At 70.2% G+C, this 23140-nt stretch carries 18 protein-coding genes; 9 read left to right on the forward strand and 9 right to left on the reverse strand.

What is annotated here, in order from left to right; genetic code table 11:
• Positions 1 to 5: 5 nt before the first annotated feature.
• The 3 genes from ACIPYQ_RS08225 to ACIPYQ_RS08235 all read left to right on the forward strand — a co-directional run bounded on the left by ACIPYQ_RS08225 (position 6) and on the right by ACIPYQ_RS08235 (position 3805).
• Positions 6 to 404 carry a (deoxy)nucleoside triphosphate pyrophosphohydrolase gene (locus ACIPYQ_RS08225; protein ID WP_351297853.1) on the forward strand — a complete coding sequence of 133 codons (399 nt, stop codon included), beginning with the start codon at positions 6 to 8 and terminating at the stop codon, positions 402 to 404.
• 153 nt (positions 405 to 557) lie between these two features.
• On the forward strand, positions 558 to 986 hold the full coding sequence (locus ACIPYQ_RS08230) for an ATP-binding protein (protein ID WP_361769179.1): 429 nt from the start codon (positions 558 to 560) through the stop codon (positions 984 to 986).
• A gap of 209 nt (positions 987 to 1195) precedes the next feature.
• Positions 1196 to 3805, forward strand: coding sequence for a SpoIIE family protein phosphatase (locus ACIPYQ_RS08235; RefSeq protein WP_362232824.1), 2610 nt, complete (start codon positions 1196 to 1198; stop codon positions 3803 to 3805).
• Between the two features lie 51 nt (positions 3806 to 3856).
• Here ACIPYQ_RS08235 and ACIPYQ_RS08240 read toward each other — a convergent pair whose 3' ends face one another.
• The 5 genes from ACIPYQ_RS08240 to ACIPYQ_RS08260 all read right to left on the reverse strand — a co-directional run bounded on the left by ACIPYQ_RS08240 (position 3857) and on the right by ACIPYQ_RS08260 (position 9711).
• Positions 3857 to 4321 carry a hypothetical protein gene (locus ACIPYQ_RS08240; protein ID WP_319723426.1) on the reverse strand — a complete coding sequence of 155 codons (465 nt, stop codon included), beginning with the start codon at positions 4319 to 4321 and terminating at the stop codon, positions 3857 to 3859.
• 77 nt (positions 4322 to 4398) lie between these two features.
• The gene (locus tag ACIPYQ_RS08245; RefSeq protein WP_319723428.1) at positions 4399 to 6282 is read right to left on the reverse strand and encodes an alpha/beta hydrolase; all 1884 of its coding nucleotides are present in this window, start codon (positions 6280 to 6282) and stop codon (positions 4399 to 4401) included.
• 8 nt (positions 6283 to 6290) lie between these two features.
• Positions 6291 to 6740 (reverse strand): hypothetical protein, encoded by a 450-nt coding sequence (locus tag ACIPYQ_RS08250; protein WP_401247405.1) that lies wholly within the window; start codon positions 6738 to 6740, stop codon positions 6291 to 6293.
• Positions 6741 to 6906: 166 nt separating this feature from the next.
• Complete coding sequence (locus tag ACIPYQ_RS08255; protein ID WP_401247408.1) at positions 6907 to 7626, reverse strand: PspA/IM30 family protein; 720 nt, start codon at positions 7624 to 7626, stop codon at positions 6907 to 6909.
• A 42-nt stretch (positions 7627 to 7668) separates the two neighbouring features.
• On the reverse strand, positions 7669 to 9711 hold the full coding sequence (locus ACIPYQ_RS08260; protein ID WP_401247720.1) for a TPM domain-containing protein: 2043 nt from the start codon (positions 9709 to 9711) through the stop codon (positions 7669 to 7671).
• Between the two features lie 165 nt (positions 9712 to 9876).
• Between ACIPYQ_RS08260 and ACIPYQ_RS08265 the strand changes: the two genes are divergently transcribed.
• Positions 9877 to 10116, forward strand: coding sequence for a hypothetical protein (locus ACIPYQ_RS08265; protein ID WP_361769170.1), 240 nt, complete (start codon positions 9877 to 9879; stop codon positions 10114 to 10116).
• A gap of 48 nt (positions 10117 to 10164) precedes the next feature.
• Here ACIPYQ_RS08265 and ACIPYQ_RS08270 read toward each other — a convergent pair whose 3' ends face one another.
• The 4 genes from ACIPYQ_RS08270 to ACIPYQ_RS08285 all read right to left on the reverse strand — a co-directional run bounded on the left by ACIPYQ_RS08270 (position 10165) and on the right by ACIPYQ_RS08285 (position 13995).
• Positions 10165 to 10935, reverse strand: a complete 771-nt coding sequence (locus tag ACIPYQ_RS08270) for a succinate dehydrogenase/fumarate reductase iron-sulfur subunit (RefSeq protein ID WP_361769168.1) — start codon at positions 10933 to 10935, stop codon at positions 10165 to 10167.
• Positions 10932 to 12833, reverse strand: a complete 1902-nt coding sequence (locus tag ACIPYQ_RS08275; protein ID WP_401247412.1) for a fumarate reductase/succinate dehydrogenase flavoprotein subunit — start codon at positions 12831 to 12833, stop codon at positions 10932 to 10934. The genes ACIPYQ_RS08270 and ACIPYQ_RS08275 overlap by 4 nt, the downstream gene beginning before the upstream one ends.
• Position 12834: 1 nt before the next feature.
• Positions 12835 to 13659 carry a hypothetical protein gene (locus ACIPYQ_RS08280; RefSeq protein ID WP_401247415.1) on the reverse strand — a complete coding sequence of 275 codons (825 nt, stop codon included), beginning with the start codon at positions 13657 to 13659 and terminating at the stop codon, positions 12835 to 12837.
• A gap of 105 nt (positions 13660 to 13764) precedes the next feature.
• Positions 13765 to 13995 carry a hypothetical protein gene (locus ACIPYQ_RS08285; RefSeq protein ID WP_361769162.1) on the reverse strand — a complete coding sequence of 77 codons (231 nt, stop codon included), beginning with the start codon at positions 13993 to 13995 and terminating at the stop codon, positions 13765 to 13767.
• Between the two features lie 348 nt (positions 13996 to 14343).
• Here ACIPYQ_RS08285 and ACIPYQ_RS08290 point away from each other — a divergent pair, with 348 nt between their 5' ends.
• From ACIPYQ_RS08290 to ACIPYQ_RS08310, 5 genes are all read left to right on the forward strand, one after another.
• Positions 14344 to 16683, forward strand: coding sequence for an ABC transporter family substrate-binding protein (locus ACIPYQ_RS08290; RefSeq protein WP_401247418.1), 2340 nt, complete (start codon positions 14344 to 14346; stop codon positions 16681 to 16683).
• A gap of 347 nt (positions 16684 to 17030) precedes the next feature.
• Positions 17031 to 18935: a translational GTPase TypA gene (gene typA, locus ACIPYQ_RS08295; RefSeq protein WP_361769158.1), complete on the forward strand. Its 1905-nt coding sequence runs from the start codon at positions 17031 to 17033 to the stop codon at positions 18933 to 18935.
• Positions 18936 to 19411: 476 nt separating this feature from the next.
• The gene (locus ACIPYQ_RS08300; protein ID WP_401247421.1) at positions 19412 to 21064 is read left to right on the forward strand and encodes an ABC transporter substrate-binding protein; all 1653 of its coding nucleotides are present in this window, start codon (positions 19412 to 19414) and stop codon (positions 21062 to 21064) included.
• Between the two features lie 197 nt (positions 21065 to 21261).
• Entirely contained in the window at positions 21262 to 22188 is a 927-nt protein-coding gene (locus tag ACIPYQ_RS08305) for an ABC transporter permease (protein WP_362232814.1), read from the forward strand.
• 23 nt (positions 22189 to 22211) lie between these two features.
• A complete protein-coding gene (locus tag ACIPYQ_RS08310; protein ID WP_401247424.1) occupies positions 22212 to 23135 on the forward strand; it encodes an ABC transporter permease in 924 nt (307 codons plus the stop codon).
• Positions 23136 to 23140: the final 5 nt, after the last annotated feature.

Raw genomic sequence — 23140 nt, forward strand, 5'->3', positions numbered from 1 at the left:
CGCCCATGACTGTACGAGTGGTCGTGGGCGGAGCCCTTTGTCATGAGGGGCGCCTGCTGGCCGCCCGCCGCAGCGCACCGCCGGAGCTCGCCGGACGCTGGGAGCTGCCGGGCGGGAAGGCCGAACCGGGTGAGTCCGTCCCCGAGGCTCTGGTGCGCGAACTGCGCGAGGAGCTCGGCGTGGAGACCGAGCCGCTGGAGCGGATCCCGGGGGAGTGGCCGCTCAAGCCCGGTCTCGTCCTGCACGTGTGGACCGCCCGGCTGCTGTCGGGGGTGCCCGCGCCGCTGGAGGACCACGACGAGTTGCGCTGGCTCGGGCCGGAGGAGCTGGAGTCGGTGGACTGGCTCGACCAGGACCGGCCCGCGGTCGCCGAGGCCGGGCGCCGGCTGCGAGGGGGCGCGTGACGCTCGCGCGGTAGGCCGTCTGTGCCACAGTGCGCCGGTGGGCGGGGGATCGGGTGGTACGCGCCTCGAATATCGGGTATGTCGCTATTAATCCCTATCTCGTCCCTCTTTCGTACCAGACGAACCGGACTGGGGTCGCTGCTGGCCCGGGAAGTGATCGGCGTGATCGACACAGACGGTGAATGCGCCGAGTGGGCCTTTCCCGCCGAGCCCGGTGCCGTCCGCACCGCCCGCCACGCCGTGCGCGGAGCCCTGCACGCCTGGGGCCTGGAGGCCGTCGGCGATGTGACCGTCCTGCTGGTCAGCGAGCTGGTCACCAACTCCCTGAGGTACGCCTCCGGCCCCATCGGCGTCCGTCTGGAACGGCGCAATCCAGCCGCCGGCAGCCCCGCGAGCGGCTCCGCGCTGCTCGTGGAGGTTTCGGATCCGCTTCCGGATCCGCCCCGCGAACGGGTCGCCGAGCCGGACGACGAAGGGGGCCGTGGCCTGCACCTCGTCGCCGTCTCCTCGCAGCGCTGGGGGACCCGCCACGGGAAGTCGGGCAAGACAGTGTGGTTCGAATTGGCTCTTCCTGGTGAGTAACAAGGTGAACGGTGGCGGGGGATCCCCCGGCGGAACCTCCCGGTGACCACGGGGAGGAGGAGCCCGGGGGAGATCGCGCGAGATGGCTCGAAATCATCGAGACCGTGCTGTGATCGTGAACGCCGTGCCGTCCGGGGCCGTGGTGCTGAATACTGCGGTCATGGCCGGTCCGGTTGCGGTGAGCTGGAGGGGACGGTCGCGTGAGCGAAATACCTGCGCAGGCACATCAGGCCAATGTGCCTCGGGAGACATGGCACGACGCCCTGTGGCACAGCAGTCCGCCTGGCTCGATATATGACTACATAAAGGTCGCATCGTTCTCGATCGGACCCGACGGGTACATCGACCAGTGGAGTCTGCGCGCCGAGGAACTCTTCGGCCTGACCGCCGCCCAGACCGTCGGCCGCGACCCGGTCGACGCCTTCATGCCGCCCGAGCTGCGCCCCGACGCACACCGCAAGGTCGCGGAGATCCTCGACGGCAAGGAGTGGACCGGCCTGATCCCCTTCCGGATCCCGGGCGGGGACGGCGCGCACGGAGTGGCCGAGATCTATGTGATGCCCACACAGACCGAGACCGCCGAGCGGGCCGCGCTGTGCGTCGTCGTCGACGTCCGCGCGCTGCGGCGCATCGAGTCCGACCTGGCGGCCTCACAGGCCATATTCGGCCAATCTCCCTTCGGCTTCCTGCTCTTCGGCACGGACCTCACCGTGCAGCGGGCCAACCGCCGCTTCGCCACCGTCTTCGGAGGCAGCGCCGAGGAGCACCGCGGCCGCACCGTGCACGACTACCTGCCGGCGCACGAGGCCGACCGGATGGCCGAGGCCCTGCGCAGAGTGCTGGACACCGGGGACTCGGTCACCGACCTGCGGATCACCGGCGCCGCCCCCGGCAGCCGGGACAACCGCCACTGGTCCATCAACCTCTACCGCGTGCACGGCGGCACCGGCCGGCCCATCGGCGTCGCCGGCATCGGCACCGACGTCACCCGCCGCCACCTCGCCGCCCGCGAGGCCGCCGGGGTCCGGCGCAACCTCGCCCTGCTCAACGAGGCCGGGCACCGCATAGGGAACTCCCTCGACCTGGAGACCACCGCCCGGGAACTCCTCGACGTCACCGTGCCGGGCTTCTGCGACCTGGCCGCCGTCGACCTCTACCAGGGGCTGCTGCTCGGCGACGACGACCGGCCCGCCCGGCCGCAGGGCCCGGGCGTGCCCAGCCTGCCCGGCCAGGGTCCGGCCCGGACCCCGTCCGCCGCGCTGCGCCGGGTGGCCTTCGCCTCCGCCGTCTCGGACGCGCCGCTGTCCGGTCCGGGCGCGCTGGTCTCCGTAGGCGACGTCCACCGCTACCCGGCGGCGTCGCCGGGCGCGCTCGCCCTGCGCACGGCGCGGCCGCGGCTGATCGAGGGCGGCGGACCGGAGGACCTCGTGCAGTCCACACTGGTCGTGCCGATGGTCGCCCACGACACCGTGGTCGGGCTCGCGCAGTTCTCCCGTACGAAGGGCAGCGAACCCTTCGGGGAACGCGACCGGGCGGTGGCCGTGGAACTCGCCGCCCGGGCCGCCGTGTGCATCGACAACGCGCGGCTCTACCGGCGCGAGCACGAGCGGGCGTTGATACTGCAGCGGAGCCTGCTGCCCCCCGGCGACCCGGAGGCCGCGGGCCTGGACATCGCCTGCCGGTACCTGCCGGGCAACGCGGCGACGGAGGTCGGCGGCGACTGGTTCGACGTGATCGAACTGCCCGGGCACCGCACGGCGCTGGTCGTCGGCGACGTCATGGGCCGGGGGCTGCGGGCCGCCGTCGCGATGGGCGAACTGCGCACCGCCGTACGGACCCTCGCCCTGCTGGACCTCGAACCGGCGGAGGTGCTGACCGCGCTCGACGAGATCGCCCGGGGCCTCGGCGCGCCCGGCGGCTCACAGCAGGCCTCGCGGGCGGCCCTGCACTCGCGGGACGCCGACCGCTCCGAGGTCTACCTCGCCACCTGCGTCTACGCCGTCTACGACCCGGTGACGCGGCGCTGCACGATCGCCAACGCGGGCCACATGCCGCCCGTGCTGGTGGAACCGCCGGACGAGCGCGGGAAGCCGAGGCCCGCACTGCTCCTGGAGGTGCCGCCCGGGATGCCGCTGGGCGTGGGCGGCGAGCCGTTCGAGGAGGTCGAGGTCGAACTCCCCGAGGGCGCCCTGCTGGCCCTCTACACCGACGGGCTCGTGGAGTCCCGCGACCATCCGCTGGAGGAGGGCCTGCGCGGCCTGCGGGCGGCCCTCGCGGACCCGGTCCGCCCGCTGGAGGACGTCTGCGACCACGTGCTGAACACGCTGGACACCCGGCACGGAGAGGACGACATCGCCCTGCTGATGGCACGCGTGCAGGGGCTGCCGGTGGACGCGGTGGGCGACTGGCAGCTGCCGCGCGAGGCCCGGTCCGTGGGACGGGCGCGGGAACTGGCCCGGGCCAAGCTCCCGGCGTGGGGCCTGGAGGGCCTGCTGGACACCACCGAACTGCTGGTCAGCGAACTCGTCACCAACGCGCTGCGCTACGGGGAGGGCGAGATCAGGCTGCGGCTGCTGCTGGACCGGACCCTGGTCTGCGAGGTGTGGGACGCCAACCTGGTGCAGCCGCGCCGGCGGCGGGCCCGCGACACCGACGAGGGCGGCCGGGGCCTCCAGCTCGTGGGCCTGCTGTCCGCCGGCTGGGGCACCCGCCGGACCCACCGCGGCAAGACGGTCTGGTTCGAGCTCCCGCTGCCGGGAGCGGCGGCCGAGGCCGTCGCCGAGCTGTCGGCGGAGCAGCTGCTGAGCATGTACGGCTGAGTGGGGCGGCGGGCTCCTGCCCCCGGACCCGCCAGGTCCGGGGGCCTGAGCTCATTTCGGGTCGGTGTCCTTGAAGCACCGGGAGTACACGGCGAAGGAGATCAGCGGCTCGCTTCCGCTGGCGCCTTTGAGCCACGTGGCCTCAAGCTGGGTGTGCGTCGTCTCGTGTGCGGCGAAGACCTCGATCCGCTTGCTCTCAGTATTGGTGTTCGGGCCGTTCTTCACGACCTTCCAGCCGTTCTCCGGCAGCTGCGCGCCCAGACTCTGTATGCCCTTGTCGAGGGTGTCGTTGTCCACGCCGTAAACGGACCAGACATGCCGTACATAGCGGAGACCCTTTTTCTTCTCCTCGCTCGTGCCGCAGGGATAGGTCACCGGTCCCATGTCCGTCACCTTCCCCTTGACCTGGGTCAGGTCAAGGGCCCTGCTCGACAGAGCGCCGACCTCCGCCTCCACCTCCTGGTGACTGCGGGTCTGGGGGGTGTACTTGCGCTGTGTGGAGGTCTCGTCGTCCATAAAAGAGCATCCTGCTGTGAGGGTCAGGGCGCTCAGGAGCGCCAGTGCGGTGACGTTACACCTGTTCCTTCGATCCACTAGCGGGCCTTCCTCTCCAGGTCGACTTCCTCGTACTGCCCGGCTATGACGAGTGCCTGGTTCAGCAGGCTTTGAGACGGCTCGCCGCCCTCCTCGTCCCAGAAGTTTCCGTGGCCCGGGGAATCGCTCTGCATCTTGTTGGCACCGAATTCCTCGTCCGTGGGAATGACGCGGTTGTCACCGAGCCCCGTATTTCGACCACCCCAAGTGACGAAGTTGTCGTCGCCCCCGCCTTCCATGGCCCACGTGTGCTTCGGCTTGAACCCCAGGTCCGCCGCATGGTCCGCCTGCATGCCGGGGCTGCCGACCGCGATCACATCGTCGACCGGCAGGGGGTTGGACCACCAGGTGTCGGCGTAAGGACTGCGGTACTTCGCCGTGTCGCCGATCAGCGTGGTTCCGTAACTGTGGCCGATGAGCGTCGTGTGCGAGCTGTCGCCACTGGCCGACTGATGGGCCGCCTCGCTGCCGTCGAGGAACCGCCGCAGGGTCGGTGCCCCCTGCTCGGCCCACTTGTCGTGGGGGGCCTCGGTGAGGATGGTGTTCGGGGCGTCGTAGTCGAACCAGGTGATGGTCGACACCGACTGTCCGGGCGTCCGCAGTGAGGTCTCGCGCCACAGGGCGTCGCTCTTCGCGGCCTCGTCCGAGATGCTCCCGAGCGTCGTCTTCGTACCCGGCACGAAGATGGCGGTGTGGTCCGCCGTGTCCGGATTCCCGTTGGCCAGGATCACGCGTCCGTCGTTGTTCGCCTCGGCGTCGAATCCGAGCAGGTACGCCTCGGGCAGTCCCCGCTCGCCGGTGGCGTCGAAGCGCTTCTGGATGGTCTCCATGCCGAACAGGCGGTCCTTCAGGTGGTCCCTCCGGTCCCCGTGCTTGTCGTTCCAGGCCTTCCACTCGTCGGTCTCTTCGCGCATCCAGGCGCGTCCGCGCTGGACGTGGTGGTACTTAGGCTCCGGTTCCTTGGGGATTGCGTTCAGCTCCACCTGGTACGCGCCGTGCTTCTCCGCGAGGACCGTTCGGTTGGCGCTGTCGCGGATGTCCGCAGGAAGCCCGTCCAGTGCTCCGACACTCGCCGGCTGGAGGGTGATGTAGGCCTCCCGCTCCTCCTCCGACAGCCCCTTCCACCACTCGGCGTTCAACCGGGGGTCGCTGCCCTGCGGCGGCGGGGGCTTGATGTGGCTGAGGTAGTCCTTCGCGCCGCTGTTGACATCGGCGGTGTCGCTCTGGACGTCGGCCCAGTCGGACTCGGAGACCTTGAGGTCGTCGTCCGCCTTGAGCTTGCGCAGGCGGGGGGCCCACTGGGTGTCGGCCTCGGTGGCCTCGGCGACCGCCTGGGCGATCCGGTTGGCTATCTCCACCGCCTTCCCGAAGTTCGGGTTGGGGTGGATGTTCGCGGCCTGGCGTTCCAGGGCGGCGGAGAGGTCGTTGGCGTCCTTGGTGGGATCGATGACGTTCCCGGACGGCTTGCCCTTGGCGCTGCCGCTGACCGTGCCGCCCTCGGGCAGCTTGCCGTCCTTCTCCGTCCCGCCCGGCGGGAAACTCACCGAACCGTCGGCGCCGACCGAGAACTTCTGGGCCTCGGCGTCACTCACCGCCGCGTCCAGCTTCCGCTTCGCCTCGGTGAAGGAGGCGGCGAGCGCGTTGAGGGAGGTCGCGGCGAGTCCGCATTCGACCTGTGTGTAGTGGAAGTTCTGCGCGAGGCCCCGCAACTGCACCAGGGCCTCGTCCACGGCCTTCCCGCTGAGGCCGGCGCGCAGCCGGGCGGTGATCTGGCCTTCGGCGCTGCCGTAGGCGTGGTCGGCCATGGCGCTGACCGACTGGTAGCCGTCGGCGGCCTCTGTGAACTCCGACGGCTTGAGCGCCTTCAAAGTTGCGTAGTCCATGCCCGCCCTCACCGGCCCCCGTCGTTGCCGCCGGTGGCGGGCGTGTCCTTGTACGTATCGGTCATGCGGGCGAAGTCACCGCGCAGGGTCTCGTCGTTGGAGACCTGGCCCTTGCCCGCCGAGATCATCGGACCCTGCAGCGTCGTGCACTTGCCCACCAGACCGTCGAGGTACGTCTTCCACGACTGGTACAGCTCGCCCTGCGCGGCGGCGCTCTCCACGCCGGTGACGGCGGCGCCCTTCTGGCTGGTCTCGAACCCGGTGAGGGCCTTCCTGATCGCCGTCACCAGCTCGCCGACGTCCTGGCTGCCCTTCTTCCAGACCGCCATGTCGGACTTGAGGTCCTCACCGCCGGACCCGCCGCCACCGCCGTCGGGCGCGGCGCTCGCCAGCCGCATCTGCGCGTCGGATGCGGATCCTTGTTTGAGGCCCGCCCACTCAGCGTCGAAGGACGTCATGCTCACCCGGGACCCCCGTAACACTCTGCTATTGCAATGATCGGGTGATCCTAATACCTCGACAGTAGTGCTCGTCCCGAGCTGTGTTGCCGCGGCGTGCCGCCCCGACCCCCATAATGGACCGTAGCGTTCCGTAACATCACGTCCGGTTTCCCCGCGGTGGCGGTCAGGCGGCGCGCCCCTGTTTGAGCGCGGCGAGCCTGGCCTCGATCTCCGAGGACTTCCCGAGGTCCTCCAGGTACTCGAACTGGGCGTCCAGCGAGGAGGCCGCCAGCTCCTGCCTGCCCATCGCCATGGCCTCCTCCCGCCGGACCTTCTCCTCGAACCGGTTCAGGTCGCTCGTCGGGTCCATGACGTCGATGTTCTTCACCGCGTCCGTCATCGTGTTCTGCGCCTGAGCGGTCCTGGCCCGGGCCACCAGCTCATCCCGCTTGGACTGCAGCTCGGCCACCTTGCTCTTCATCGAGTCCAGACCCGACTTGAGCTTGTCTACGACCTCCGTCTGGGCGGCGATCGTCGGCTCCGCCGTCCCCGCCTCCTTCTCCGACTGCATCTGCCGGCCCAGCGCCACCTTCGCGAGGTTGTCGAACTTGTCGGCGTCCGCCGTCGCCCCCGATGCCCGCAGCTCGTCCGCCTTCCGGCTCGCCGCGAGGGCCTTGACGCCCCACTCGGAGGCCGCCTCCACGTCCTCCTTGTGGTCCGCCTCCAGCATCCGGAGGTTGCCGATCGTCGTCGCTACGGCCTGCTCCGCCTCCGAGATGTTGTTCGTGTAGTCGCGGATCAGCTGGTCCAGCATCTTCTGCGGGTCCTCCGCCTGGTCCAGCAGCGCGTTGAGGTTGGCCTTCGCGAGCTGGGTGACGCGGCCGAGGATGGTCTGCTTGCTCATGACTCGTCTCTCCTGGTGAGGGATGGGCTGTCCGTTGCGCGTTCAGAAGCGGCCGCCGCCGCCCATGCGGCCGCGGGTTCCGCCGCCGCCGAAGGAGCCGGGGCCGCTGCCGCCACCGCCCCCACCACCGAAACCGCCGCCGAAGCCCCCTCCTCCTCCGCCGAAGCCCCCGCCGCCCCGCAGGATCTCGCCGAGGATGATCCCGCCGAGCACGGCGCCGCCCTGGCCGCCGCGCCGGCCGGCGTACGGGTCCTGGTACCCCCGTACGTCCTGCTCCGCCAGCTGCTGCGCCTCCCGTGCCAGCGCGTCCGCCCGCTGGGCCTCCGCCAGCGCGCCCGACGGGTCGGCCGCCGCCAGGGATCCCGCCCGCTCCAGGTGCCGGCCGGCCTCCGCCAGCCGGGTGCGGGCCCGGCTGCCCACCGCGCCCCGGCTGGTGGTGACGTAGTCGGTCGCCGCGCCGATCGCACTGCGCGCGGAGAGCATGGCCTGGTCCAGCAGGGCCACCGCCCGCGTCCGGCCCGACTCCCGCTCCCGCGCCCCGGCCAGGGCCTCGTCGAGGGCCGCGTCGGCCTCCTCGATCCGGCGCAGGGCGTCGATCGGGTCGTACCGGCCGGACGCCTCCTCCTGCCGTACGTCGGCCAGTACGGCCTCCGCCCGGCCGATCCGCCCGCGCAGGTCCGCCGTCGAGGTGCCCTCCGCGGTGCCCGTCAGCAGCCCGCGGGCGTCCGCGAGGTCGGTCTCCGTCTCGTTCAGCGCGCCCGTCAGCTTCCCGGCCGCCTCCGCGAGCTCCTGCGCCCGCCGTTCGACCGCGTCCACCAGGGTCGCCGCCTGGTCCACCGCTCCCTCGACGGCCCGTACGTGCACGGCCGCCGGACCGTTCTGGCCGGCGTCGAGGGCCGCGTGGGCCAGGCCCAGGTGGGTCGCAGCGAACAGCAGCCGGTCCTTGGCCTGTTCGGGACCGGCGGCGACGGGCGCGGACGCGGAGTCCGCGTACCGCCGGGTCAGCGCGGTCAGGGTCGCCTCGGCGGTGGTGGCGCGCCCGGTCAGCTCCAGGTAGCGCTCCTCCACGGCCGCCAGCGCCTGCGGGGCGTTCTTCTCCAGGTCCCGCAGCCGGTCGAAGTCCGCCGACTCGGCGTCGAGCCGCCGGTTCGCCTCGGTGCAGCGGGCGACGATCTCGTCCAGCATCCGGCGCCGGGTCGCGTCGTCCTCCGGGTAGGCGTCGTCCAGCTGCTGGCGCAGCCGGAACGCGTGGGTCAGCTCGCCCTTGGCGTACTCCACGGCCCCGGTGAAGGGGACGACCGCCTCCTCGCCGAACTGCGCCGAGGCGAAGCCGAGTTCCTCCGTGCTGGTGCGGACGGCGTCATCGGTCTCCACCAGCAGGGTCCTGGCCCTGCCGTCCAGTTCCGGCAGCGGGAGCCGGTCCGGCGCGCCTTCGGGCCAGCCGGGCCCGGTGGTCGTGCCGCGACCGCCGCCGGCGGCCGTCTTCCGCTTGCGGCGGGTGTACGCGTACGCCGCGAGCGCCCCGGCCGCGCCGACCGCGACCACCGGCAGCACGAAGTCCCCGGCCCCGTTCTCGCCGCTCGCCCCGCCACCGGGATCGGCCGGGCCGGGGGTGATGGTGGGCACGGGCACGGGCTGCCCGCCGAGCACCGCGTTGTACCCGTTCGCCGCGCCGATCGCGGCGCCCGCCCAGTCGTTCTGCCTCAGGGCCGGCTCGATGGCGTCCCGGGCCACGGCCGCGAGCTTGTCTTCGGTGAAACCGGAGTCGACGGCGGCCGAATAGGCGTACTGGCGGGCCCCCGTCGCCACCGCCAGCAGGATGTCGTTCTGGCCGAGCCCGTTCTTCTCGGCGGTGGCGTCGGCCCAGCTCTGGGCGGAGCGCCCGGAGAAATCGTCCACGTACGCCACGAAGAGTTGGACCCGCCGGTCGGCGTAGAGCTCGTCGAGCGCGTCCTTGACAGCGGCCTGCCGGCCCTCCAGCGCCCCGACCCGGTCGGTGATCTGCCCCTGCCGGGACAGCGTGACGGGGTCCTCGGCCCGTGCGGGCGGGGCCTCGGCCACAGCCCAGCCACCGAGCGCCAGCAGTCCGGCGGCCAGGACGAGCCCGGCCCGTGCGCGGACCTGGCTCTTCGGCTCGCTTCTCGTCTCGCTTCTCGGCGGGATCACATTTGGGAGGGTATGAGCGGTTTCCTGGGCCCGCATCCGGAGCAATGCGCAGTGACGCGCCCCGGCCCCGGTCGTTGGCAGACCATGAAGAAGATCATGACTGCGTCCGCCCTCACCGTGGCCGTCCTCAGCCTCGCGGCCCCCGCCCACGCCGACAACGACAGCAACTTCGGCGGCGGGGTGAACGCGGCCAACAACTGGAACTTCACCGCGGCCGCCGTCTGCCTCCAGGAGGTCGCCGTGGTCCCCACGCTCGGCGACTGGGTGGGCGACCACGCCAACAACTGCTCCAACGGCAACGTCATCGACCACTCCGGGCGCTGACCGGCACGGGGCCGGGATCCCTCCGGAGAGGGGCCCGGCCCCGCCCCCTCAGCCCCGCCTGCGCCCGATCCTGTTCCCCAGCCACACCAGCGGGTCGTACTTGCGGTCCACCGCCCGCTCCTTCAGCGGGATCAGCGCGTTGTCGGTGATCTTGATGCCCTCGGGGCAGACCTCCGTGCAGCACTTGGTGATGTTGCAGTAGCCCAGCCCGTGCTCCTCCTGCGCGGTGCGCTTGCGGTCCAGGCCCGCCTCCGCCGCCGCGTCCAGGGGGTGCATGTCCAGCTCCGCGACCCGCATCAGGAAGCGCGGACCGGCGAAGACGCCCTTGTTCTCCTCGTGGTCGCGCACCACGTGGCAGGTGTCCTGGCACAGGAAGCACTCGATGCACTTGCGGAACTCCTGCGAGCGCTCCACGTCGATCTGCTGCATCCGGTACGCGCCCGGCGCCACCCCCTCCGGCGGCACGAAGGCCGGGACCTCCCGCGCCTTCTGGTAGTTGAAGGACACGTCGGTCACCAGGTCGCGGACGACCGGGAAGGCCCGCAGCGGGGTGACCGTGATCGTCTCGGACCGCTCGAAGGTGGACATCCGCGTCATGCACATCAGCCGCGGCCGGCCGTTGACCTCCGCGCTGCACGAGCCGCACTTGCCCGCCTTGCAGTTCCAGCGCACCGCGAGGTCCGAGGCCTGGGTGGCCTGCAGCCGGTGGACGATGTCCAGGACCACCTCCCCGTCGTGCACCTCGACGGTGAAGTCCTTGAGCGATCCGCCCTCCGCGTCGCCCCGCCAGATCCGGAAGCTCGCGTCGTACGTACTCATTCGTACAGCTCCTCTTCGGCGAGGTACTTGACCAGCTCTTCCTTCTCGAAGAGCGCGAGCAGGTCGGGACGGATGGGCTCGGTGCGCGTGCGTACGAGGGCGATCCGGTCGGCCGCCGGGTCCGCCGGGGGCGGGTCGACGGGGCGGCACAGCAGGTTCACCGGGCGCCAGCCGCGGTCCATCGACGGGCAGTCCTCACGGGTGTGCCCGCCCCGGCTCTCGGTGCGCTCCAGGGCCGCGCGCGCCACGCACTCGCTGACCAGCAGCATGTTCCGCAGGTCCAGGGCCAGGTGCCAGCCCGGGTTGAACTGCCGGTGCCCCTCGACCCCGGCCCGGGCGGCCCGTACGCGCAGGACCGCGAGCCTCTCCAGGGCCTCGGCCATCTCGCCCTCGCGCCGGATGATGCCGACGAGGTCGTTCATGGTCGTCTGGAGCTCCTGGTGGAGGGTGTACGGGTTCTCCGCGCCCTCGGCGGCGTGGAAGGGGGCCAGCGCCTCCGCGGCCGCCGCGTCGATCTCCGCCTGGGAGACCGCCGGGCGCTCCCCGGTGGCCGCGGCGTGCTCCGCCGCGTGCAGTCCGGCCCGCCGCCCGAAGACCAGCAGGTCGGACAGGGAGTTCCCGCCGAGCCGGTTCGAGCCGTGCATCCCGCCCGCGACCTCGCCCGCGGCGAACAGCCCCGGCACCCCGACCGTGGCCGCGGTCTCGGAGTCCACCGCGATCCCGCCCATCACGTAGTGGCAGGTCGGCCCCACCTCCATCGGCTCCGCGGTGATGTCCACGTCCGCCAGCTCCTTGAACTGGTGGTACATGGAGGGCAGCCGCCGCTTGATCCGCTCGGCCGGCATCCGCGTCGACACGTCGAGGAAGACCCCGCCGTGCGGGGAGCCGCGGCCGGCCTTCACCTCGGAGTTGATGGCCCGCGCCACCTCGTCGCGCGGCAGCAGCTCGGGCGGGCGCCGGTTGTGGTCCGGGTCCTCGTACCAGCGGTCTCCCTCCGCCTCCGACTCGGCGTACTTCTCCTTGAAGACGTCGGGGACGTAGTCGAACATGAACCGCTTGCCCTCGGAATTGCGCAGCACCCCGCCGTCGCCGCGCACCGACTCGGTGACGAGGATGCCCTTCACCGACGGGGGCCAGACCATGCCGGTCGGGTGGAACTGCACGAACTCCATGTTGAGCAGGGGCGCGCCCGCGAGCAGGGCCAGCGCGTGGCCGTCGCCGGTGTACTCCCAGGAGTTGGAGGTGGTCTTGAAGGACTTGCCGATCCCGCCCGTGGCCAGCACCACCGCCGGGGCCTCCAGGACGAAGAACCGGCCGGACTCGCGTTCGTAGCAGAAGGTCCCCGAGACCCTCTCCCCGTCCTTGAGGACCCTGGTGACCGTGCACTCCTGGAAGACCTTGAGCCGGGCCTCGTAGTCCCCGTACTCCTTGAAGTCCTCCTGCTGGAGCGCGACGATCTTCTGCTGGAGGGTGCGGATCAGCTCCAGGCCGGTGCGGTCGCCGACGTGCGCGAGGCGGGGGTACTCGTGGCCGCCGAAGTTGCGCTGGGAGATCTTCCCGTCGGGCGTCCGGTCGAAGAGCGCGCCCCAGGTCTCCAGCTCCCAGACGCGGTCCGGGGCCTCCTTCGCGTGCAGTTCAGCCATCCGCCACTGGTTGAGGAACTTGCCCCCGCGCATGGTGTCGCGGAAGTGCACCTGCCAGTTGTCGCCCTCGTTGACGTTGCCCATGGAGGCGGCGATCCCGCCCTCCGCCATCACCGTGTGGGCCTTGCCGAAGAGGGACTTGCAGATCACGGCCGTGCGCGCGCCGCGCTCGCGGGCCTCGATCGCGGCCCGCAGCCCGGCGCCCCCGGCGCCGACCACGACCACGTCCCACTGCTGCCGTTCCACTTGAGCCATGTCAGAAGAACCTCGGGTCGGTGAAGGCGCCGGTGGCGAGCAGGTACACGTAGAAGTCGCACAGGGCCACGCTGATCAGGGAGGCCCACGCCAGCTGCATGTGACGGGTGTTGAGCCGGCTGACCCAGCCCCAGAGCCGGTAGCGGACCGGGTGCTTCGAGAAGTGCTTGAGCCGGCCGCCCATGATGTGGCGGCAGGAGTGGCAGGACAGCGTGTACGCCCAGATCAGCGTGATGTTGACCAGGAACAGCAGGGTCCCGAGGCCCATGTGGCCCCACGCGTAGTGCTCGTCGCGGAAGGTCAGCACCGTGTCGTACGTGAGGATGCCCGCGACCGGGACCGCCGCGTAGAAGAAGTACCGGTGGATGTTCTGGAGGATCAGCGGGAAGCGGGTCTCGCCGGTGTACTTCGTGTGCGGCTCGGCGACGGCGCAGGCGGGCGGCGAGGCCCAGAAGCCCCGGTAGTAGGCCTTGCGGTAGTAGTAGCAGGTCAGCCGGAACCCGAGCGGGAAGATCAGGATCAGCAGGGCGGGGGAGAGGACCCACCAGCTGCCGAAGATCTCCCAGTTGGGCCCGCCCTTCATCGGGACGCAGTTCTCCGCGAGGCACGGGGAGTAGAAGGGCGAGACGTACGGGGCCGCGTAGTAGTCGGCGTTCGCGAAGGCCCGCCAGGTCGAGTAGACGATGAAGGCGAGCAGCCCGGCCGCGGTGACGGCGGGCGAGAGCCACCACCGGTCGGTCCGCAGGTGCCGGGCAGCGATCGCGGCCCGGGAGGCGTCGTGGACGCCGCCGGGCCGCTGCTGGGGTGGTTGTGTTCCTGTGGCCAAAGAGGACTCCGGGAGGAGTGATGAGGGGTGGCCCCAGGGGGCCCGGCCGCGAGCGGCCGGGCCGGATGGGGTGTACGGGGAGGTCTGTGGGGTCGCGCGCGCCGGTCAGGGCGCGCGACGGTCGCGGGCGCCGAGGCCCTCGTCGTCCGAGTCGGTCCACAGCGAGCTGTCGTACGGGGTGTCCGGGACCGTCACCATCCGGGACGGCTCCGGCGGGGACGCCGGCGTCGAGCTCCCGGGCTTCTGCCGCCCGGCCCGCTGCTCCAGCTGCTCGACCTTGCGCGTGAGCTCGTCGAGGTTCCGCCGTACGGCACTCAGATCGTCTTGCAGGGACATGATTTGCCCTCACTTCCGCCATGGTGCGGTGGCAACGCTCATGTGCGCCTGCGAGTGTCGCGCTTCCCGTCCCCCGTTGTGAAGGGACGTGCAGCGATTGCGGGCGCGCAGGCGTGAACTGTGCGCCCCTCCCTGCCCCCCATTCTCATCCCTCTCCCGGGGGAACGCTCCTTCGGCGCGCAAGCCGGATTGGTCCGCACGGGTGGGGTTCGCGGCGTGGCGAGAGGCGGCTGCGAAGGGTGCGGCGGACCGTCGATTTCAGTGGGATCCGGCAACCGGTGTGATCAGCTCCATATACCGCCGAACGTGATCATGCTTCCCCCACGCCCCGCCCCGGAGGTACCACCCATGTCCCAGCGCAGGCGCAGGTCCTTGGCGCTCCTGACCTCGGGAGTCCTCGCACTGCCGCTCCTCACGGGCTGCGGCGCGGGTGAAGACGAGGGCGGCCCCGTCGCCGCAGGACAGGACATCGCCACGACCGCCCGCGAGAAGGTCGCGGACGGGGGTGTGCTGCGCTGGGCCGTGGACACCCTGCCGGACACCCTGAACACCTTCCAGGCCGACGCGGACGCCACCACCAGCCGTATCGCCGGGGCCGTGCTGCCGCAGCTGTTCGTGCTGGACGCCAAGGGCCGGCCCGTGGCCAATCCCGACTACCTGGAGAAGGCCGAGGTCGTCGAGCGGGAGCCCAAGCAGGTCGTCGTTTACAAGCTGAACCAGAAGGCGGTCTGGAGCGACGGACGCGAGATCGGCGCCGCCGATTTCGTGGCCCAGTGGCGGGCCCTGAACGGCAAGGACTCGGCGTACTGGACGGCGCGCAACGCCGGCTACGAGCGGATCGAGAAGATCGAGAAGGGCAAGACCGACCTGGAGGTCCGGGTCACCTTCGCCAAGCCGTACGCCGACTGGCGCTCCCTGTTCAGCCCGCTCTACCCGAAGCAGGTCACCGGCACCCCCGACGCCTTCAACGAGGGCGCCCGCGGCGCCTTGAAGGTCACCGCCGGACCCTTCACCCTCGGCGCGATCGACAAGAAGACCGGCACCGCGGCCCTCAGCCGCAATCCGCGCTGGTGGGGCCGGCAGGCCAAGCTGGACACGCTGGTCCTGACGGCGGTGCCGCGGGCCGAGCGCCCGGCGGCGCTGGCCGCCGGGAAGCTCGACCTGGCCGAGATCGACCGCACCGGGGCCGACCGGATCGCCCTGGCCCGCCGGGACGCCGCCAAGGGCGCCGCCGGCAAGGGCGGCGCGGGCTCGGGCGGCGCCCCGGCGCACGGCCCGGGAGCCGCGCTGACCCCGGCGCAGGCCACGCTGTCGTGGGCGGTCGCCCATGGGACGGACGAGGACAAGGCCACGGCGGAGAAGGAGAGCCGGGACAAGCACGTCGCGGCGGTGAAACGGTACGCCGACGAACAGACGGCCCTGCGGAACTTCACCGTCCGCAAGTCCCTGGAGCCCGCCTACACCCAGCTCGCGATGAACGGGGCCGCGGGCCCGCTGGCCGACGAGCGGGTGCGCCGGGCGATCGCCCGGGCGCTGGACCGCAAGGCGCTGGCCGAGCTCGTGCTCAAGCCGCTCGGCCTGCCCGCGAAGCCGGTCGGCAGCCACGTGGCGCTCGCCGGGCAGCGGGCGTACGCCGACAACAGCGACGCCCTCGGCGGCCGGGACACCCAGGCGGCCCAGGCCCTCCTCGCGGACGCGGGCTGGCGCCGGGGCGGCAAGATCACCGAGCCGGTGGGGGCCAAGGCCGGTCCGGAGAGCGAGCCGCAGGACGACGGGAAGACCCCGTCGGGCCCGGGCACCGGAAACGACGGGCTCTACATCGTGGGCCAGGACGACGAGGCCAACGGCGACCTGCGCTCGGCCGCGGGCCGGCAGCCGCAGGCCCGTCCGGCCGCCCCCGGCGAGCGCCCCCTCGCCGCGGCCCCGGAGGGTGCGCAGGGCCGGACCTCCCCGGTGCTGGCCCCCGCCCCCTTCGGTGCCCAGCAGGAGGTGTCCCTCCTCGCCCAGGCCGCCCGGGTGGCGCCCGCCGACGACGGCAAGCGCAGCGCGGCCCGCGACGGCGACGCGGCGGATCCCGCCCAGGCCACCCCGGCCCCGGCCAAGCAGGCCAACCGCACCTCCGGCGCCATGCTCGCCAAGGACGGCAAGGCGCTCACCCTGCGCTTCGTCCTCCCGGCCGGCCCCGGCTCGGAGTCCCTGCGCACGGTCGGCGAGCGGATCGCCCAGATGCTGCGGAAGCTCGGCGTGGCCACCGAGACGACCAAGGTCACCGACGAGAGCTTCTTCAAGGACCACATCGCCTCGGGCCAGTACGACCTGGCCCTCTACTCCTGGCCCGCGACCGCCTACCCCGCCACCGACGCCCGGCCCATCTTCGCCAAGCCGGAGCCGGCCGCGGACGGCTCGCTCCTCGTCGAACAGAACTACACACGGGTCGGCACCGACCACATCGACCAGCTCTTCGACCAGGCGGTCGGCGAGCTGGACGAGGACCAGTCCCGCGAGCTGATCCGCAAGGCGGACGCCCGGATCTGGGCCGCCGCCGGCTCCATCCCGCTCTACCAGCGCCCGGAGCTGGTGGCCGTCAAGCCGGGCCTGGCCAACGCCGGCGCCTTCGGCCTCGGCACCCCCCGCTACCAGGACATCGGCTGGAAGAAGCCGCCGACCGCCAAGGACAAGAAGAAGTAGCGTGGGCGAAGAAGTGATGACAAAGGGGTGCCTGTCAGGTTGACCCGCAGGTAGCAAGCTCAGATGTGACTCAAGTCCCTTGCCCGCCGGATCTCCGGCGGGCAAGGTCGTGCCATACCCATTGACCCGGCCGTTGACCCGCATGATTACCGGCAGCATGGGCGACCGGGGCACCCCACGCAGCACTCGGCAGCGCTCATTCATCCGGCCTCTTGACAGACCCCCCGGCAGGCGGTTCCCGCCACGCGACGTACCATGGGGTAAGGCCGTGGCAGGTTTTCGCCCGGCCGAGGCGCGCGTGCCAGGCCGTACGCGACGCCATCCACGATCCCGGGAGAAGCGCCGAAGTGCCCACGCGCCACGACATCCGTAACGTCGCCATCGTCGCCCACGTCGACCATGGCAAGACGACCATCGTCGATGCCATGCTCAAGCAGGCCGGTGCCTTCGCCGCCCACCAGCACCTCGACGACCGCATGATGGACTCGAACGACCTGGAGCGTGAGAAGGGCATCACGATCCTCGCCAAGAACACGGCGGTGAAGTATCACCCCAAGGACGGCGGGGCCCCGATCACGATCAACATCATCGACACCCCCGGCCACGCCGACTTCGGTGGTGAGGTCGAGCGCGGTCTGTCGATGGTGGACGCCGTCGTTCTGCTGGTGGACGCCTCGGAGGGTCCGCTGCCCCAGACCCGCTTCGTCCTGCGCAAGGCTCTGCAGGCGAAGATGCCGGTCATCCTCTGCATCAACAAGACCGACCGTCCGGACTCCCGGATCGACGAGGTCGTCAACGAGACGTACGACCTCTTCCTCGACCTGGACGCGGACGAGGACCAGATCGAGTTCCCGATCGTCTACGCCTGCGGCCGTGACGGCGTCGCCTCGCTGACCAAGCCGGAGGACGGCACCGTCCCCGCGGACAGCGACAACCTGGAGCCGTTCTTCTCCACCATCCTGGAGCACGTCCCGGCCCCGGTGTACGACGAGGAGGCCCCCCTCCAGGCGCACGTCACCAACCTGGACGCCGACAACTTCCTCGGCCGCATCGCGCTCCTCCGCGTTGAGCAGGGCGAGCTGCGCAAGGGCCAGACCGTCACCTGGATCAAGCGTGACGGCACCCAGTCGAACGTCCGCATCACCGAGCTGATGATGACCGAGGCGCTCACCCGCAAGCCGGCCGAGGTGGCGGGCCCGGGTGACATCTGCGCGGTCGCCGGTATCCCCGACATCATGATCGGCGAGACCCTGGCCGACCCGGAGAACCCGATCGCGCTCCCGCTGATCTCGGTCGACGAGCCGGCGATCTCCATGACCATCGGCACGAACACCTCCCCGATGGTCGGCCGCGGCGGCAGCGGCAAGGGCGCGGACGCCAAGTCCGCGGTCAAGGACCGCAAGGTCACCGCCCGCCAGGTCAAGGACCGTCTGGACCGCGAGCTGGTCGGTAACGTCTCGCTCCGCGTCCTCGACACCGAGCGCCCCGACGCCTGGGAGGTCCAGGGCCGCGGTGAGCTCGCGCTCGCCATCCTGGTCGAGCAGATGCGCCGCGAGGGCTTCGAGCTGACCATCGGCAAGCCGCAGGTCGTCACGCAGGAGATCGACGGCAAGGTCCACGAGCCGGTCGAGCGCATGACGATCGACGTCCCCGAGGAGCACATGGGTGCGGTCACGCAGCTCATGGGCGTCCGCAAGGGCCGCATGGACAACATGTCGAACCACGGCTCCGGCTGGGTCCGCATGGAGTTCGTCGTCCCGTCGCGCGGTCTCATCGGCTTCCGCACCGAGTTCCTGACCGGTACGCGCGGCACCGGCATCGCCCACTCGATCCACGAGGGCCACGAGCCGTGGTTCGGCCCGCTGGTGACCCGTAACAACGGTTCGCTGGTCGCCGACCGCGCCGGCTCGGTCACGCCGTTCGCGATGATCAACCTGCAGGAGCGCGGCGTCCTGTTCACCGACCCCGGCACCGAGGTGTACGAGGGCATGATCGTCGGCGAGAACTCGCGCTCCGACGACATGGACGTGAACATCACCAAGGAGAAGAAGCTCACCAACATGCGTGCGGCTTCCGCGGACAACACGGAGAACGTGATCCCGCCCCGCAAGCTCTCCCTGGAGCAGTCCCTGGAGTTCTGCCGCGACGACGAGTGCGTCGAGGTGACCCCGGAGGCCGTCCGCATCCGCAAGGTCGTGCTGGACCAGAAGGACCGCTCGCGCACCGCTTCGCGCGCCAAGTCCGCCAAGTAGTACGGGCTTTGCGGTCGCCCATCCCGGGTTCGCCCGGGCCGGGCGACCGCGGTGGCCGCAGTTGGTCGCATTGCCGTAGAAAACGCCGCAGCCCCTCCCGTCACGGACTCCGTGACGGGAGGGGCTGTTCGCTTCTGTCAAGCGGATTTTTGTGTTCTGGTGTCCGAATACCGACCGTGACACTCCGGAAGATGAGCTAACCGTCCGTTTCGCACGTGTCTGTCTCCTATCCGTTTGTCCGGATTTCGGGTTTCTGACGCGGATCGATGTTGTGAAAACGAGACCACTTAAGTGTGGTTTACGGCCTGACCGTCCCTGAGGATGGCTCCATTGAGCTCGGGTCAATGGGTCACGCGATGTGGGGATCGCGCCGACTCACGAGCACACTATTGGGCAGGAAACCGTTCGTCGTCAGGGGTGTCGGCGAGGTTTTCATGCCCCTCAAGTCGATCAGTGGACTCATGAGGAGGAAACCCATGCGCGGTGCCAAGAGCGCCAAGTGGGTCGTGGGCGCGGTTGTCGTCGCCCTGGCCGCTACTGCCTGTGGCGGCGGTGACGGTGACAGCAAGGACAAGGGAAGTGCCGGCGGCGGCACGTTCCGGCTGGGCTCCACCGAGCCGGACACCATCGACCCGGGGCGTGCCCACGAGGCGACCGGCGTCCTGCTGGCCAACGCCCTGTTCACCGGCCTGTACGCGAACACGCCGGACGGCCTGGCCGAGCCGGCGCTCGCCGAGTCGGCGTCCTCGGACGAGGGTTGCACCTCCTGGACCTTCAAGGTCAAGCCGGACACCAAGTTCTCCAACGGCGAGGTCGTGGACGCCGAGGCGTTCGCCCGTGGTTGGGCCCGTGCCGCGCACAAGGCCGCCGCGTCCGACGTCGCGTACCACTTCGCCGGCATCAAGGGTTACGCGGAGCTGCAGGACGGCTCGGCCAAGACCTTCGCCGGTGTCACCACCCCGGACCCGAACACCATCAAGGTGGACCTGTCCAAGGCGGACTGCGAGTTCGTCCTGAAGACGGCGCACAACGCCTACAGCCCGGTCCCGAAGGCCGCCAAGGTCGGCGAAGAGGACAAGGCGTTCGGCGAGGCCCCCATCGGCAACGGTCCGTTCAAGATGGACGGCACGTGGGAGCACAACAAGGCGATCAACCTCGTCCGCAACGACGACTACTCGCTGGCCAAGGCCTCCCTCCAGAAGGTCCAGGTCACGCTGCTCAACGACAAGACCGCGCACCAGCTCGAGTACGACGGCTTCCAGGCCGGCACCTTCGACTACGCGCACATCCCGGTGCCGATGCTCAAGGTCGCCGAGGCCAAGTACAAGCCGCAGAACAAGTGGTTCGCCAAGGACACCAACGGCATGGACTTCGTCCTGCCGATCGGTGACAACGGTCCGACCAACTCCAAGGACGCCCGTCTGGCGATCTCCTACGCGATCGACCGTCAGGCCATCGCCAAGGGTGTCTTCCAGGGCTACAAGACGCCGTCGACCACCATCGTGCCGCCGGCGTTCCCGAAGGCGTACCAGAAGGACCTGTGCGTCTCCTGCATCAAGCAGGACCCCGCCAAGGCCAAGGAGCACGCCGAGAAGGCGGGCCTGAAGCCGGGCTCCGAGATCAAGTTCAGCTTCAACACCGGTGCGGGCCACGAAGAGTGGGTCCAGGCCGCCGCGAAGCAGATCGAGGACGTCCTCGGCGTCAAGGTCAAGCTGGACGGCAAGGACTTCCCGGGCATGCTCAAGGAGCAGCAGGGCACCCAGGCCTCCGGTCTGTACCGCTTCGCGTGGGGCGCGGACTACCCGACCCCGGAGAACTTCCTCTTCCCGCTCCTGCACTCGTCGGCCATGGCGAAGGACGCCGAGGGCAACGTGACCGGTGACAACCGTGCGCGTTACAACAACCCGGAGTTCGACAAGCTGATCGACACCGCCCGTGCCACCAAGGACGAGGCCACTCGCGTCGGCATGTACAAGCAGGCCGAGAAGATGGCCATGGAGGACATGGCCCTCATCCCGACCTTCAACCGTTCCCAGTTCCGCCTGATGGCGACCGACAAGTTCAACGGTCTGGACGACATCAACTTCAACGAGGACCCGATCCTCGAGAAGATCTCGCTCAAGAAGTAATCGGTTCGGACGGTATATCCGTCAGGAGCGAACGTGCCGCGGCCCCCGGGTGACCGGTGGGCCGCGGCCCCGCTCGGCAGGCCGTTTTCACTTCGGCACCCCTCACATCCGCGGGCAACCCCCGCAGGCCGAGAGCCGGCCCGTTCCTTGGGCCGGAGGCCGCTGCTCCCAGAAGCGGCCAGGTAGAGAGGCAAAACATGGGAAGGTACGTCGCCCGTCGCCTCGGGCAGATGGTCATAGTCCTCATCGGCGCGACCATGGTTCTGTTCGCGTGTCTGTTCGTACTCCCCGGCGATCCCGTGGGTTCGATCGCGGGCAGCGACAAGGCACGCGACCCCGCAGTGGTCGCGGAACTCAAGGCGCGTTACGGGCTCGACAAGTCGCTGCCCGAGCAGTACGTGAACTACGTCGCGAAGGTTGCCACCGGCGACCTCGGCGAGGACTTCGTCCAGCGCCGTGAGGTCTCCGACATCCTCGCCCCCAAGCTTCAGAACACGGCGAAGCTGGCCGTCCTGGCCATCGCGCTCGTCACCGTGTTCGGTATGGGCGTGGGCATCATCGCCGCGCTCTACAGATACAGCATTCTCGACATGGCCACGACGTTTTTTACGACGATGGCGGTCGGCTTCCCCACCTTCGTGATCGGCATGCTGCTCATGAAGTACTTCGCGGTGGAGCTCCAGTGGTTCCCGCAGTTGGGTGGCGACAAGCTCATCGGCATGGTCCTTCCCGCGATCACCCTCGCGATCACCGACATCGCCTTCGTCGCCCGCCTCACCCGCGGCACGATGCTCGAGGTGCTGCGGGCGGACTACGTGAAGACGGCCGTGGCCAAGGGGCTTCCGCGACGCCGCGTGCTGTTCAAGCACGTGCTGCGCAACTCGTCCATTCCCGTGGTCACTTACCTGGGCATTTCATTCGGCGGACTCCTCGGTGGTGCGCTCATCACTGAGGCGATCTTCAACTGGGACGGTGTCGGTCTGGCACTGGTTCAGGCGATTCAGCAGCAGAACAACCCGATCGTGATCGGTGTCGTGACCTACAGCGTCGCGATCTTCGTCGTCCTCAGCCTCATCGTGGACCTGCTGTACGCGGCCCTCGACCCGCGTATCCGCCTCAGCTGACCGCCCCCAAGGAGGATTTCCTCATGTCTGAGCTCGCAACGAGCCCGGCGATCGGGGACGAGAACCCCGTGTCGTCCGCTTCGGCCCCGGCCGAACCCGCACCCAAGCAACTCACCCAGTGGGGCGAGATCCGTCACCGCTACGTCCAGAACAAGCTGGCCGTCGTCGGTCTCGTGATCATCTCCGTGCTGTTCCTGACGGCGATCTTCGGCGACATGTTCGCCCCGTTCGACCCGACCGCCCAGGACCTCGAGAACACCCTCGCCTCACCCAACGGCACGCACTGGATGGGCACCGACGCCCTGGGCCGCGACATGTTCTCGCGCCTCATAGCCGGCACCCGCGTCGCCATGTTCGTCGGCCTCGCCTCGATCTTCTTCGCGGTGCTGATCGGTGTCGCCCTCGGCGCCATCGCCGGTTACTTCGCCGGCTTCGCCGACACCCTGGTCATGCGCGTCGCGGACGTGTTCCTCGCGTTCCCGCTCATGATCGGTGCCGTCGTCATCATCCTGGTCACCGGCCGTGGCATCACCCCGGTGGTCATCTCGCTGGCCATCTTCTCCTGGGCCACCGTCTCCAGGCTCCTGCGCAGCTCGATCCTGTCGGTGCGCGAGATGGACTACGTCCACGCGGCCAAGGCGCTCGGCGCCGGCGGCTGGCGCGTCGTCCGCACGCACATCCTGCCGAACTCGCTGACCGCCGTTCTGGTCTACGCGACCTTCAACGTCGGCACCACGATCGTCGGCGTCGCGGCGCTCTCCTTCCTCGGCGCCGGCGTCCCCGTCGACGTCCCGGAGTGGGGCAACATGCTGGCGGCCGGTCAGGCCTTCATCGGCGTCAACGACTACCTCTGGGTGTTCCCCAGCCTGTTCGTCGTCGTCACCGTGCTCGGCTTCGCCTTCGTCGGCGACGGCCTGCGTGACGCGCTCGACCCGAAGCTCCGGTAGGGCCG

Source organism: Streptomyces sp. NPDC090045 (assembly GCF_044747975.1).
Taxonomy (GTDB): Bacteria; Actinomycetota; Actinomycetes; order Streptomycetales; family Streptomycetaceae; genus Streptomyces.

What these genes read in the sequence shown, in the direction of transcription:
- ACIPYQ_RS08300 (WP_401247421.1), top strand. Translation starts at nt 19,412, where the DNA reads ATGCGCGGTGCCAAGAGCGCCAAGTGGGTCGTGGGCGCGGTTGTCGTC.
- ACIPYQ_RS08245 (WP_319723428.1), bottom strand. Translation starts at nt 6,282, where the DNA reads ATGGACTACGCAACTTTGAAGGCGCTCAAGCCGTCGGAGTTCACAGAG.
- ACIPYQ_RS08255 (WP_401247408.1), bottom strand. Translation starts at nt 7,626, where the DNA reads ATGAGCAAGCAGACCATCCTCGGCCGCGTCACCCAGCTCGCGAAGGCC.
- ACIPYQ_RS08290 (WP_401247418.1), top strand. Translation starts at nt 14,344, where the DNA reads ATGTCCCAGCGCAGGCGCAGGTCCTTGGCGCTCCTGACCTCGGGAGTC.
- ACIPYQ_RS08250 (WP_401247405.1), bottom strand. Translation starts at nt 6,740, where the DNA reads ATGACGTCCTTCGACGCTGAGTGGGCGGGCCTCAAACAAGGATCCGCA.
- ACIPYQ_RS08285 (WP_361769162.1), bottom strand. Translation starts at nt 13,995, where the DNA reads ATGTCCCTGCAAGACGATCTGAGTGCCGTACGGCGGAACCTCGACGAG.
- ACIPYQ_RS08225 (WP_351297853.1), top strand. Translation starts at nt 6, where the DNA reads ATGACTGTACGAGTGGTCGTGGGCGGAGCCCTTTGTCATGAGGGGCGC.
- ACIPYQ_RS08265 (WP_361769170.1), top strand. Translation starts at nt 9,877, where the DNA reads ATGAAGAAGATCATGACTGCGTCCGCCCTCACCGTGGCCGTCCTCAGC.
- ACIPYQ_RS08275 (WP_401247412.1), bottom strand. Translation starts at nt 12,833, where the DNA reads ATGGCTCAAGTGGAACGGCAGCAGTGGGACGTGGTCGTGGTCGGCGCC.
- ACIPYQ_RS08305 (WP_362232814.1), top strand. Translation starts at nt 21,262, where the DNA reads ATGGGAAGGTACGTCGCCCGTCGCCTCGGGCAGATGGTCATAGTCCTC.
- ACIPYQ_RS08270 (WP_361769168.1), bottom strand. Translation starts at nt 10,935, where the DNA reads ATGAGTACGTACGACGCGAGCTTCCGGATCTGGCGGGGCGACGCGGAG.
- ACIPYQ_RS08240 (WP_319723426.1), bottom strand. Translation starts at nt 4,321, where the DNA reads ATGGACGACGAGACCTCCACACAGCGCAAGTACACCCCCCAGACCCGC.
- ACIPYQ_RS08310 (WP_401247424.1), top strand. Translation starts at nt 22,212, where the DNA reads ATGTCTGAGCTCGCAACGAGCCCGGCGATCGGGGACGAGAACCCCGTG.